The sequence below is a fragment of the Nocardia sp. TBRC8007 genome, assembly GCF_056629435.1.
The window spans coordinates 1-12,617 of sequence record NZ_JBWSOR010000021.1 but is presented as its reverse complement, the minus strand read 5'-3'; the positions used below and the strand labels follow the sequence as shown (position 1 = coordinate 12,617).

Genomic DNA, 12,617 nt, shown 5'->3' with positions numbered 1-12,617 from the left:
AGCTATGTCTGTCAACCAATTCCGATCCGGGCCTGCTGTCTCACCACCGCCCGCCCCAGTCGCCTCCCTCGACGAGGCTCCCGGCTCGGCCACTGCCGACGACAAGCCGAGCAGCAATGTCCAGGCACACTCGGTGCACGGTCAGAGTATGGCGTATCTGCTGGCCATCATCGCGGTCACCCAAGCCCGCGGGCAACTCGAGTACATCGAAGCTGAAAGTGATCGGATCGATCGGCAGGAACGTCAGGACGCTGAAGAAGCCTTCCACGACTACATCGCTGACGAACTTCGCGCCGCTGAAAAACGCATGGCACAGATCCGGTGGCACAATCGGCACTCCGTCGTGGAAGTGCTCACTGACGCCCTGCTCTGGCGACCCGCGTCGGGGCTGGCCGGGGAGCGGGTCGAGCAGATCGCTGACACCCTTATCCGAGAATGGGGTGTGGTCGTCGACGCAGACACCTGGAGCGTCACCATCGACGCCAAGTTCGACGCGCAATACCACCAGGACTACACCGAAGCCATCGCGGTGCGAGCGCGGGAAACCGCCATGCTGGAGGTAGTGGCATCGTCTCCGCTACCCGAGCACACCAAAGGCGCAGCAAGCGAGGCGATCCGCGGATGGTGCAGTGAAGACGTCGATCTGACCGACCCGCGAGGCTACATCGACAACCAAGCCGCGCGGTGGGAGCAGCTACGCACCGAGCTGGCGCAAGTAAAGATGCCCGACACCGACCGAGCTCAGCTGGAATTTACCCTCGATTACTTGCGTGGCGTCACCGGCCATGTCGACCTGCTCGCTACCCCGGTCTTAGTTGACCCCAGCGAGGAGACACGGGGACGGATACCAAGGCTGCTGGAGGGATTTGCGCGGCAGCAGATTTCCTCAGCCGAGATGTCCGAGGAAATCTCGGTGATGACCGACACCGACCAACAGGCCGTCCGCGCAGTCGGCAGGTTCATCGCCAACGGACAGCGGGTCGACCATCAGGTGTGGCCAGGCTACGTCGATCGCGAACGCCTGCGTGAGGAGCTGGAGCTGTACGCGATAGGCACCGAGAAGTTGTGCAGCGCCGTCGATCACATCCACCACACCGACCGACCCAGCGAACAGACCGACATCTACGAGCGGATCATCCACATGGCCGACCGCCGCGACCAACTGCACAGCGTTGCCATCAACGGCAAGGGGCTGACCTCGATAGAACGCCACCAGGTAGTGGCGTTGATCAACGATATCGACACCGGCCACATCCGCGACGAAAAGCAGCTGCCCGAGCTGATGTGGGTGGACGAACGCACCAAAGCCGCAGTAGACCAGCTGCGTAGCAACCGGGCCGCCGCCGAGTTGTCAACCGCGACGAAGACGAAGATGACGCAGTGCATCGAGTCCAACGGCACCATCGACCTACACAGCGACAGCCGCGAAGCCAGAGCGCTCGAACACTCGGTGTCCTCGATCAGCGACACGCTCTACGACGTGGCCGCAGGCGCGGCCCGCGGTATAGAGCGGGAGCGCAAGCGGTTCGCCCGACAGCGTGCCGACCTAGACAAGGCACTCAGCCGGGCCGGTGTCGACCCCGACATCAAGAACACGGTCCATGAACTGACCAATGACCAGGCACGTGAAGCTGGGCAACTCAGCCACATCGCCACCGAACGCCGCACCCGATGGCAAACCCGCAACATTCAGATCGTCACCCACCGCGACGACGTGATCGCTCAACACCGGGCTGCGTGCGCCGGGCGCAGCCACCGACCGGGACGCACCCGCGTGACCCGAGACGGCCAGGCGAAGCAAACCACCCCACCTGCCCCAGCCCGGACCACAGACAGGCGATCCACACGCAGCCAAGAGGTAGCGCAGTGACCGACACTGAAATCCTCGATCTGCACGTCATCGCCCGCCTCGACGACCCTGCTGGCGCGGTCGCCGACTTGTACGGGTGCGAGCTGTTCTACAACGACGACGGCAGCATCCACGGCCGACACATCAGCTGCCGCTGGGAATCCATCTCCGCCGCATCAGGCGCACCAGCCAACCTCGAAACACTCGATGACGCGCTCACCGCCGCTGGCTACACTCGCACCAGCAACTGGCAGCGCAGAACCACCCACACCGGCGCAGTGCGGTATTTCACCGTCGCTACCATCCGCATCGAGGACATCTGAGCAGCGTTTTTGAACACCGTTGCGTGGAACAGCCCCGGAGTCGACTTTCTCCGGGGCTGTTCCACGCATGTGTGAGTGCGAGATTGTCGGTAGGTTCGCGCACAATAAAGGTGGGAGCAAGACTGACTCGCTCCGACCGTTTGTCTTTTCGAGGTTCCTGCCAGTCCGGACCCCCTATCAGGGCTCGATATAGGCGGCGACCGCGCGCCGGATGAGCTCGGCCCGTGAGATGCCGTACGCTTCAGCCGCGGCATCGGCACGTACGGTCAGCTCCTCGCCCAGTGCCACCGGCACGCTTTTCGTCCTGCCGGGATTACCGTCGATCGACGGCCGCCCGCCGCGGTCGGCTACGCGCTGTACCTCAAGCCGGGTTTCGATCGGGTGTGCGTCACAGTCGTCGAGCCAGGTCCGCACAGTCGCCAGCCAGCCACCCCCGACACGACCGGCCACTCCGACACCGCCGCGCACATCGTATTCGCGATGCTCGCCGGTGATCATCCCCGCCGCACGCAGGACCTCGAGGTTCTCCAACAGCGCCGCACCGGGCGCGGTGTCCACCGACTTGATCTCAATACCGTCACCCACCGCATCTTCCGGCTTGACCGTCCAGGCGCGGCGTGGCCGGTCGACGGCGTGCCTGGCGGTCAGGACGGTGGTGCGCATCCGCCCAGGGGTCATTTCGGGAAAGGTGTCGGACTCTTCGGTGGTGACCGTGACCCTGAGGTACCAAGCCGATCGGCCGGTGTCCTCGATGTCCACATCCGTAATCCGAAATCCTCCGAGGTGTCCGAGCATCTGTCCACCAGCAGCGAGCGCTGAACGCACAGAGGCGATCGCCTCGGCGGGAGTGGCCCCAAACGCTCGGACAGGCGGCAGCCCGTCCCCCCGACGAATAAGCAGGTCGGTATCCATGTCGTACACCCTCTCTATGTTTTAGATATCACAAATCTACAGCACTGCAAATTGGTAAGCAATATCGAAAACACCGATTGCGGGTGCGGCACCGCGAAAATTTGTCATAAGAAATCTTTTGACGTACACCTCGGCGGACGGTGTATCACACGCTGCCCGGCCAGATCGGCACGTACGGTCAGCTCCTCGCCCAGTGCCACCGGCACGCTTTTCGTCCTGCCGGGATTACCGTCGATCGACGGTCGCCCACCACCCCGACGGCGGTATCAGCTGGTCCAGCGTCCTTGACTACCTGCTCACTCGGCGCGAACGGCGGTGACCGAGGAACGTAGCGGCACGCAGCACGAACCTGATCCGGCAGGCTGTGTCCCGGGGGTCTGGACCGGTGAAGTCCAGTTGAGGCCAGCGGACCTTTCGTCCCAGGTCAGCGCCGTCTCCCGGCCAGGTCCTGGCGACCCAGGTATGCGCTAACGCCCGGCCGAGTCGTTGCGCGGTCCGTTGGCACCCGCCGATGTGCGGGTGTATCGACTGGGGGGATGTACTCGATGTCGCTGGGCGCTCTTCGGAGACTCACCGTATAGGTATCTCTTGACGCTCACTGCCGCTACCCGTATAGTGATACCTATACGAATTATTCGGCCATGAAATGGAGGATCGACATGCCTGCTATGACCGTCGAAACCCAGATATACAACGAGCAGACCCGCTGCTGGGAGACGATTGCATTGGAAGATGCCGCCGCCTGCCGTATCGCGGGGCTTGCGGATCTGGAGGCGGTGGGGAGTCTCAGCGCTCACGATCTGGGGTGCGAGCCCGGGGAGGAGTTCCAGGTACTCCTGATCGACGAGGATGGCAAGGAGATCGCCTCGACCATACTGGTGGCGGACTGATGGCGGGGGCGGTGCCCGGGTTCGGGTACGAACCGACCGAGCGCGATGCGGTGGTCGACGCCCTGGTCGGGTCTCGCGAACGTGACGACGACACGGTTACCTGGTATCGGCACTTGTCGAGCCGTCAGAGCCTGGTCGCGGCGGTGGTGGACCGGATCTCAGAGCTACGCGCCCTCGCTGTGGCCGAGTTGTCCCACGAGACAGGGGAATCGATCGCGCAGGTTGGTGAGCGGCTGGGGCTGAGCAAGGCGCGGGCCGACCAGCTGATCACGCGCGGCCGGACGCTGGAGGTGGATGGTGTCTGATGCCGGTGAGGTCATGGCCCGTATCGAGGGGCGGGTCCAGACGCGCATGGGTGATTTCGCTCCGCCGCACGACGCCTACGACGCCGATAAGCTCGCCGCGCTCGTCGAGGACATGAGCGACAATGGCTGGCGCGGCGCTCCGCTCGTCGTGGATCTCGATCGGGCGCTCACCGGCTCGCACCGCTACTGGGCTGCGAGCGAAGCCCGGATCGAGATCCCCCGCATCGACATCGCCGACCTGTGCGCGGTGTTCGGCGTCGACTGGGATGCCCACTGTGAGGAGTGGGAATGCACCCCCGACCGCTATGCCCGCATCGCCGAGAAGTTGCCCGACGCAGTGGTCGACTACCTCGGCCTGGATTGGCACTGACCGACAAGACAAGTTCCTCACCTCGGTGCCGAGTGATCGTATGCGAAGGTGGCCGATGCCCTAGGCATTTCCCGAGCGTGGACAGTGCGTCGAGCGTGCTCGGTGCACTGTCCACACTCCCCGACTCCCACGAGAAATGGTGTGTGATGACGATTTTCGGACGACTCGCCGACCTCGGCCGCGCCGAGCGAGGTGATGGGCCTGCCTTCTACGCGTTCCGCAGCGCACGGCTGGTGCTCGACCTCGCTCCGGACGGGTCGCCCCGGACGCTGAGCGAGGCTGCGCCAGCGGTGCGCTGTCGGGTGCCGATGATCAAACGCAGCTCGGGGATCCGCCCGATCCTCGGCATGGACAACGTCGCCGATGTACTGGGTACCGATACCAGCGCGCGAGGGCGTCGCCGCCACACCGCCTGGCGGGATATGGTGGCGCGCTGGCATACCGGCCTCGGTGCCGACGATCCCGCTGCCGCCGCGCTGGCGGCGTTCCTCGCCGGTGACTACGGGGCCACCCTGCCTGTGATCGACAGCGGAAACCTGGGCAAAACCCAGGTGCTGATCACCGTCGACGGCGTGCCCGTCACCGATGCGCCGACCGCACCACGATTCTGGGCGGAGGAAATCAGCACGGCCAAGGGTGCACAAGTCGTCGATGTGTGTTGCGTGTGCGGGCATCGGGGGCCGCTGGCCCGGTCGGCGCCCACCGCGATCCCCGCCCGGCTGGTCCCCGGCGCGGTCCAGTCACCGACCCTGATCCAGATCGACGGGAGCGGCGCGGTCCCCAATCCGCCGGTCTGTTTGACCTGCGCCGACGACGCCACCGCGGGGATGATCGCGGCCCTGTCGCATCCCACCCGGTCACTGTGCACGCCGGGATCGGACTCCCGCACCGCGTGGTGGATCACCGGCGCGGCCGCGGGCGACCCCGACGCCGATCCGATGCCGCTGCTGACCGACACGCCCCGCGACGAGGTCGCCGCCCACCTCGACCGTGACCCGGCCGACTACCCGGCGGGACGTTTCCACTGCGTCACCGTTTCCGCCGGCGGACCTGCACGCCTGATGATCCGCGACTGGATCGACGAGGATCTGAGCGTCATCCGCGACCGCGTCCACACCTGGATCCGCCGCACATCCAGCGTGTGGGCCGACACGACGGTGTATCACACGCTGCCCGGCCAGATCGCGGTGTTCGGCGACTGGGACGACAGACAGCGGCGCTACCGCCCGATCCGCAACGGTCTCCAGCCCGGCACCCAGCGCATGCTGCTGTGGGCAGCACTCCACGCCACGCCCCTGCCCGGACCTCTGCGCGGTCGGCTACTCACCGCGATCCGCCACGACCACCACGTCACCGGCACACGCGTGGGGCTGTTGGAATCCACCCAGCACTGAGCCCCCCGAGCGGGGGCGTGTTCGGATGGGCGTGAGTAGACACGCCCGCAAAGTTTTGCCTCAACCCCTTGCTATTTTAAACCCCCTGGTTTAAAGTGGAGTTGTAAGGCAAGGAACCCCACAATCCGAGGAGTGATCATGACCGACTACACCGCCGCTGATGCCCGCTTCGCCATCGCCGAGGCCATCAACGCCGGCGCCGCCCATCACACCCAGTACGACCTCGACGCCATCGTCGCCGGCGTCCACGCCGCCACCGGCGGCTACGACACCGAGCGGATGGACTTCGACGCGTTCTGGAAGCTGGTCGCCGACAACGACCTCACCGACGAGCCGATCGAGCTGCACACCCACTGTGTGGCCGCGCCGGGCGAAGAATCGGTTTGTATCAGCATCGAATCCGCGACTCGGGCAGTGCTTCCCCTGGACGATAACGTCGACCTGTCCGCCACCGATCTCGGTTGCGAGCCGGGCACCGAGTACCGGGTGGACGCGATCGGCGCTGACGGCACGGTGATCGAGTCGCTGACCACGATCGCCGACTGATCACATCCCCCCTGAGTGGTTCGGGGGCGTACCTGGCGCCCCCGAACCACCCGGTCATCCTCGCATACAGGAGCTTCCATGCACGACCCGATGGCCGCGATTCCCGGCCCCCCGCTCGAGCAGCCCACCCCGTGGCAGTCCCTCGCCCGCCACGCCCGCGCACTCGCCGACCTCGCCGACCGACTGGCGCAGCTGCCTCCCGACCAGCTCGCGCCTACCGCCGACGCCGACGGTGACGAGATCTGGGATCCGCTCCCCGACCTCGATGCCCGCGCCCGCGCTATCCAGGCCGTGGTGGCGGCGTGCCGGCGCGCCACCTGGCAGGCGCTGCACGACGAGGAGGGCATGACATGGTCTGATATCGCCCGCCTCTGGGGCAAATCCCCTCAGAACGTCCGGCAGGCCATGGTCGCGCAGGACCGACCACGATGAGCCATACACCCGTCGTGCAGCATCCCACCTACCTCCGAAAGGGATTGCCGTGTTGAGACCAGGACAGCCCGTGAGCGTGGGGGATCTGCTCGCCGCCGCCCCGGTCGGCGACTCGACTGGCCGTATCCGCCCGAACGCGCTGCCGAAAATCCGTGATCAGGTTCGCAGGTTCCTCGCCGACCCGCCCTATGAGGAGCCCGGCAGCGATAGCGGCCCGCAGCTGCCGGGCATCAACGCGCACCTGGCGACCGCCGACCTGTTCTGGGCGTCGGCGGACATGGCCGCGCTGGCGATGTCCGCCGGTGCGGCGCTCGAGGAGATCGACCTGACGGTGGATACACGGCCATCACCGACCGGGCTGATGCTGTTCGACGGCGGTGTAGGCGCTTTCAGCTACGACGGCGCCTCCACCCCGGCCGATGCCGTGTCGTGGGGACCGATGCCGGACGGGCTGCTGCTGGGCCTGTACGTTGCGCGCTGGCGGATCATGGCCGCGGCTGACGCCGCCGGGGTCAAGATCGCCTCCCATGTGCCGCCGCTGTCGCCGATCACCTCGATCGAGCGCTCATTCGCCCCGCCACTGTCCGATGTGGCCAGCCCGACCGAGCCGATCCTGGCCGCGACAGTCGCGGCCTGGCATCTGATGCGGCAACCCGGCCTCGCCGAGCAGTGGCGCGAAACTGCCGACAAACGCACCGCCCGCGCCCTGGAGCGGGCAGGCCGCGAAGATCCGGGCGTGACGGTCGTGGACCTGCGGCGGCTGTATCGACCCACCGACCCCGAACACGACCCCGAACACGGGCGCGGATACTCCCATCGCTGGGTCGTGTCCGGACATTGGCGCAACCAAGCGCACGGCCCCGAACATGCACTGCGCAAAAGGATTTGGATTCCCGACCACGTCAAAGGCCCAGACGGGGCGCCCTTGCTGGTGCGGGAGCGAGTCAACGTGTGGCGGCGATAACCGGTCACCCGGCAGGAGACGGACGCTGCAGCGAGTCAATGATGACCAGGCGCGAGAGAGGAACCGACATCGCCGCCGGAAAGACAGACCTCAAGCAACGCCGGCGCGCCGAGCGTGTCGAGATCGGCGGCAGGCTCGTGCATCCCGACGCGCCGCACGGCACGCTCAGCGGCTACGTGGAATGGAGCTGCCGCTGCGGGCCATGTAGCGAGGCTATGGCCGTAGAGACGAGAGACCTCAGGCGACGCCGGCGCGCCGAGCGTGTCGAGATCGGCGGCAGGCTCGTGCATCCCGACGCGCCGCACGGCACGAGCAACGGCTATATGAACTGGGTTTGCCGCTGCCAGGCGTGCAGGGAGGCTGGTGCGAGCTATCGAGCCGAGCATGGGCTGAGAGGGTGGCGTGACGGCTGCCGCTGCGCCGCGTGCCGTCACGCGCACAACAACGACTTGCGGAAGCGGCGACGGCAGGCAGCACGAGCAGCATTCCCCGACGCACAGAGACAAGCACTGCTCGCTGCCGTACGTTCCGGCGCACCCCTCACCGTATCGGCCACCACGGCCGGGGTGACGGTGCAGCGGGTCTGGGGCATGGCGCGCATCGACGCCAGGTTCGCCCAAGACCTCGATGCGGCACTGATGGCCGCACGTGACCCGAACATTCCGCACGGCGCTGATTCCGGCAGCTATCGACACCACAAGTGCAGGTGTCCCGAATGTCGTGCGGCACACCACAAGTGATGGCGCGCCGCCGACGGCATCATGAGATGCCACATCGAGCCCAGGTCAGTGCGTGTGGTGCTGGTGGAATCGCCAGGCGTCGGCGACGATGTCTGTGATTTTCGGCTGGGCCGGTGTCCAGCCGAGTTCTTCGTGCGCGCGAGCCGAGGAGGTGTACAGGGCGGCCGGATCCCCGGACCGGCGTGGGCTGATCTCGATGTCCAGTGGCAGGCCGGTGACCTCTCGGATGGCGTCGAGAACCTGCTGGTTGCTGTAGCCGATGCCGTTGCCCAGGTTGTAGATCCGGTGCTCGCCGGGCCTGATCGCGTTCAACGCGAGTAGGTGGGCTTGTCCGAGGTCGGTCAGTCCGATGTAGTCGCGGATGCAGGTGCCGTCGGGGTTGGTGTGGGCTCCGGCGACACCAACCCCGACGACTCTGCATCAGCAGGAGGATGAGCTACGCGCTCATCAACGTGGCCGTGGTACCCGCCATGTCTTGCGTTTACGGTCGACCACTGCCAGCGAGATGTCACCACTGTCACCTACCGGGGCTTCCGATACGCCGGCAGGGCGTGTCGGGTAGTGGTCGATCGGTGGTACCGATACCGGCATGCCCGTGTGATGCAGGACGGCCCGCAGCATCGCCCGGTAACGGAGATTGTCGGCGACTTCGGCGTCGTCGGTGATGCCCGGGACCGCGACCACATCTACCGGTAGCCGAATAGCCGACTCCAACCAGTCGAGTTCCTCCTCTAACGCCTGCTCCCACTCGGCGAAGGTGATGAGGTGCTGGCCCCCGAGGTGCGCCAAGAGCAGGATCAGTTTGTCCAGCGGAGCGTTGTCGAGGTCGTAGTCGGTGTCGTCGCCGATCGAAATCGATACCAGGTCAGGGTCGGTCATGCCGCAAGCGTAAGAAGCCCGCCATACTGATGTCAACCAAAGATTGACGTCAACTTTTGGTTGACATATGTTGGAAGTGTCAGAGGGAGGCACCCCTCCGACACCAGCGGGAGGACCCATCCGAGCGGCCTCCCACATCCAGGAGGTTATCCGATGATCGAGGCGGGAGAGGAGTTGCAGTGATGCAGGCAGGTACCGACTTCGCGCGCCGGATAGCGAAGCTGGACGCGGGTATCGAGCAGGCCCGCGCCGATCGTGCGCGGATGATCGCGGACGAGGTCGCCCGCCGCGGCGCGGGCGGAGGCTATAGGGTCGCTGCCGAGCTCGGTAAGTCCCGGCAGTACATTTCGAAGGTGGTCGGACAGAGTCAGGGCCTGCCCGATCCGATGTTGTCGTTGCCGATCGACACTCTCGACCGGCTGCTGGCTGCCGAGCTGGCTGAGATCCGGCCGTTGACGGCCCTGCAGTGGCAGGCGATCACGCGTGTGGTGCGCGGGTTGTTCGTCGACGTGACCTGGATTACCGCGCCCGCGGTGTCGCTGGCCGAGGAACTCGCCGCCGCCGATTTCGATGACGTGCTGGATGCCTCGGAGGTCTCGGTGATCGTGGCTGCGGTGCGAGGCTGGAGCCGGGCGGCGGCGCTGGCGGTGATCGATGCCTGTCGGCGTGGTGCGGTGACCGAACTACCGGTCAGCGACGGACCCGGTGGCCGATGAGTATGGACGCCGTGGTCTCGGCGGGAGCCGGGACCGGTCCGCGGTTGCGGCCCTATCAGGACGAGGCGATCGACGCGCTTGTCGCGGCGCTGGCCGATAGGGGTCGCGCTCAGCTGCACGCGGCCTGTGGTTCGGGCAAGACGTTGATCGCGGTGGAGGCCGCGACCCGGCTGGTGCCCGGCGCGGGGGTGTTGGTGGTGTTGGCGCCGTCGTTGGCGTTGGTCGCTCAGATCCTCACCACCTGGCGCGAGCACGCCCGTGTCGATGCGGCGCTGGCGGTGTGCAGCGATGACACCGTGGTCGATGCTCCGGTGCATCTGTCCGATATCGACGCCCATGTCTCCACCGATCCGACCGAGATCGCCGCATGGCTGGACATCCAGTCCGGGCGGCGGCTGATCGTGGGTACCTACATCTCCGCCCGCCGGCTCGCTGATGCCCTGCACACCACTGGTCGAGTGGTGGATCTGCTGATCTGCGACGAAGCCCACCATCTGGCGGGACGTCCGGACTACATGACCCGCCGGATCCTCGACGAAGGGTTCCTGCCCGCGACGCGGCGGCTGCACATGACCGCCACCCCCCGCGTCGACGACGTGCGGGTGGAGACCGTCGGCGCGCTGTCGATGGACAATGAGGAGCTGTTCGGGCCGGTCGCCTACCGGTATCCGTGGTCGCGAGCGATCAGTGAGGGCTGGCTGGACGACTACCGGATCGTGGTCATCGGCGTCACCGAAGCCGAGATATGGCAGATGCTGCGCGATGACACCCACACCTACCACGACCACCCCTCAGCCCCGGATCTGCGGACCCTCGCCGCGCAGGCCGTCATCGCCAAAGCCGCCCACCGATACCGTCTGCGACGCGTCATCACGTTCTGCCCCCGCATCGACGCCGCCGAGGAATTCACCCGCACCCTGGCGGCCACGCTGAGCAGGATCCCGCACGAGCAGCGCCCCGACGGCGGACTGTGTGCCGAGCTGATCACCGGCGAGATGAACGACCGCCACCGCCGCCGAGCGTTGGACCGGCTACGACATCCCCCCGGACAATGGACGGTGCTGGCGAACGTACGCTGCCTGTCCGAAGGGGTGGACGTACCCACCGTGGACGCGGTCGCGTTCACCCACCCGAAGACCTCGCAGGTCGATATCGTCCAATCAGTGGGGCGGGCGCTGCGCCGCGGCGGCGACGGTCCCGGCCTCGCCTACGTCATCGTCCCGATCGTCATCCCCGACTCCGACATGCAGGTCAGCGACCTCGATCCGGGCGATTTCCACGTGTTGTGGCAGGTCGTACGCGCGTTGCGCGCCCATGACGAGATCCTCGGCATCGAACTCGACATCCAACGCTCCCACGGCCACATCACCAACCCGCAGCTGCCGGACAAGATCAGCATCGAGCTACCCTCCGGTGTCAGCACCCGCGTGCTCGCCGACCTCGAAGCATTGCTCGTCACCCAAACCACCTCCTCATGGTGGGTCGGCTACGGCCATGCCCGCGACTACCACACCACCCACGGCGACCTGCACATCCCGAGCAACCACGCCACCGCCGACGGGTTCAATCTCGGCCAGTGGCTGACCAACGCCCGCCAGCACTACCGCAAAGGCTGGCTACGCCCCGACCGCGTCGACGCACTCGAGCAACTGGACATCGTGTGGGACACCCGCGCGCTGCCGTGGGAGCGGCTACTGACCGAGCTGGCCGCCTTCCGCGACGAGCACGGGCACACCGCAGTCCCCCAAGACCACGTCACCGCATCCGGCTACCGACTCGGCACCAGGATCAACACCGTCCGCAGCAAAAGCCGCCACACCGTGCCCGAGCATGTGCGGACCGCGCTCGACGATCTCGGCATGATCTGGGACACCCGCCACCTGCGATGGCAACTACTGTTCTCCGCCTGCCTCCGCTACCACACCGAACACGGCCACCTCGAAGTCCCCGTCTCCTACATCACCACCGACGGCTACCCTCTCGGCGCACGAATCAAGACAATGCGCACCAAATGGCGCAAAGGACAACTGGACCCACAAGAGCAAGCCGCGCTGGAAGAAATCGGGATGCGATTCGACAAGGACTCCCGGGCCTGGCGGCGTTTCCTCGACGCCTGCGACCACTACATCACCACACACGGCAGCCTCACCTCGATCGAGAAGGCATACGTCGACGACACCGGCTACGCACTCGGTGCGGCCATCTCCTACTACCGAAGCCTGCACGCGGGCACCAGGACTCGCGGTCGCCCGATCCCCGCCGACCGCCGTGCCGCGCTCGATGCCCGCGGCATGGTC

At 66.3% G+C, this 12,617-nt stretch carries 15 protein-coding genes; 12 read left to right on the top strand and 3 right to left on the bottom strand.

The annotated features are described in order from the left end of the window. Positions 1 to 4 precede the first annotated feature (4 nt). Positions 5 to 1,870 (top strand): RRQRL motif-containing zinc-binding protein, encoded by a 1,866-nt coding sequence (locus ACX4ZE_RS15980; protein WP_480274231.1) that lies wholly within the window; start codon positions 5 to 7, stop codon positions 1,868 to 1,870. Further along, complete coding sequence (locus tag ACX4ZE_RS15975) at positions 1,867 to 2,172, top strand: hypothetical protein (protein ID WP_480274230.1); 306 nt, start codon at positions 1,867 to 1,869, stop codon at positions 2,170 to 2,172. The genes ACX4ZE_RS15980 and ACX4ZE_RS15975 overlap by 4 nt, the downstream gene beginning before the upstream one ends. A gap of 177 nt (positions 2,173 to 2,349) precedes the next feature. On the opposite strand, the gene ACX4ZE_RS15970 is transcribed toward ACX4ZE_RS15975, so the two are convergent. Beyond that, complete coding sequence (locus ACX4ZE_RS15970; RefSeq protein WP_480274229.1) at positions 2,350 to 3,084, bottom strand: ribbon-helix-helix domain-containing protein; 735 nt, start codon at positions 3,082 to 3,084, stop codon at positions 2,350 to 2,352. 641 nt (positions 3,085 to 3,725) lie between these two features. On the opposite strand from ACX4ZE_RS15970, the gene ACX4ZE_RS15965 reads away from it, so the two are divergent. The 8 genes from ACX4ZE_RS15965 (at position 3,726) to ACX4ZE_RS15930 (ending at position 8,725) form a co-directional block, all read left to right on the top strand. Continuing rightward, a complete protein-coding gene (locus ACX4ZE_RS15965) occupies positions 3,726 to 3,974 on the top strand; it encodes a hypothetical protein (protein ID WP_480274228.1) in 249 nt (82 codons plus the stop codon). Between the two features lie 11 nt (positions 3,975 to 3,985). Further along, positions 3,986 to 4,279, top strand: a complete 294-nt coding sequence (locus ACX4ZE_RS15960) for a hypothetical protein (protein WP_480274227.1) — start codon at positions 3,986 to 3,988, stop codon at positions 4,277 to 4,279. Next, complete coding sequence (locus ACX4ZE_RS15955; protein WP_480274226.1) at positions 4,269 to 4,649, top strand: hypothetical protein; 381 nt, start codon at positions 4,269 to 4,271, stop codon at positions 4,647 to 4,649. The genes ACX4ZE_RS15960 and ACX4ZE_RS15955 overlap by 11 nt, the downstream gene beginning before the upstream one ends. Positions 4,650 to 4,795: 146 nt before the next feature. Continuing rightward, a complete protein-coding gene (locus tag ACX4ZE_RS15950) occupies positions 4,796 to 6,043 on the top strand; it encodes a type I-C CRISPR-associated protein Cas8c/Csd1 (RefSeq protein ID WP_480274225.1) in 1,248 nt (415 codons plus the stop codon). 138 nt (positions 6,044 to 6,181) lie between these two features. Continuing rightward, the gene (locus tag ACX4ZE_RS15945; protein WP_480274224.1) at positions 6,182 to 6,589 is read left to right on the top strand and encodes a hypothetical protein; all 408 of its coding nucleotides are present in this window, start codon (positions 6,182 to 6,184) and stop codon (positions 6,587 to 6,589) included. A 78-nt stretch (positions 6,590 to 6,667) separates the two neighbouring features. After that, positions 6,668 to 7,021 carry an RNA polymerase sigma factor gene (locus tag ACX4ZE_RS15940; protein ID WP_480274223.1) on the top strand — a complete coding sequence of 118 codons (354 nt, stop codon included), beginning with the start codon at positions 6,668 to 6,670 and terminating at the stop codon, positions 7,019 to 7,021. Positions 7,022 to 7,091: 70 nt separating this feature from the next. After that, positions 7,092 to 7,985 carry a hypothetical protein gene (locus ACX4ZE_RS15935; RefSeq protein WP_480274222.1) on the top strand — a complete coding sequence of 298 codons (894 nt, stop codon included), beginning with the start codon at positions 7,092 to 7,094 and terminating at the stop codon, positions 7,983 to 7,985. Positions 7,986 to 8,023: 38 nt separating this feature from the next. After that, a complete protein-coding gene (locus ACX4ZE_RS15930; RefSeq protein ID WP_480274221.1) occupies positions 8,024 to 8,725 on the top strand; it encodes a hypothetical protein in 702 nt (233 codons plus the stop codon). A 45-nt stretch (positions 8,726 to 8,770) separates the two neighbouring features. Here ACX4ZE_RS15930 and ACX4ZE_RS15925 read toward each other — a convergent pair whose 3' ends face one another. Then, positions 8,771 to 9,037, bottom strand: coding sequence for a hypothetical protein (locus tag ACX4ZE_RS15925; protein ID WP_480274220.1), 267 nt, complete (start codon positions 9,035 to 9,037; stop codon positions 8,771 to 8,773). Between the two features lie 135 nt (positions 9,038 to 9,172). After that, positions 9,173 to 9,604 (bottom strand): hypothetical protein, encoded by a 432-nt coding sequence (locus ACX4ZE_RS15920; RefSeq protein WP_480274219.1) that lies wholly within the window; start codon positions 9,602 to 9,604, stop codon positions 9,173 to 9,175. Positions 9,605 to 9,783: 179 nt separating this feature from the next. Here ACX4ZE_RS15920 and ACX4ZE_RS15915 point away from each other — a divergent pair, with 179 nt between their 5' ends. Together ACX4ZE_RS15915 and ACX4ZE_RS15910 are read left to right on the top strand one after the other, a co-directional pair. Further along, positions 9,784 to 10,320 carry a hypothetical protein gene (locus ACX4ZE_RS15915; RefSeq protein WP_480274218.1) on the top strand — a complete coding sequence of 179 codons (537 nt, stop codon included), beginning with the start codon at positions 9,784 to 9,786 and terminating at the stop codon, positions 10,318 to 10,320. After that, positions 10,317 to 12,617 (top strand): helicase associated domain-containing protein (locus ACX4ZE_RS15910; RefSeq protein WP_480274217.1); only part of this gene is annotated, 2,301 nt, incomplete at its 3' end. The genes ACX4ZE_RS15915 and ACX4ZE_RS15910, both read left to right, overlap by 4 nt.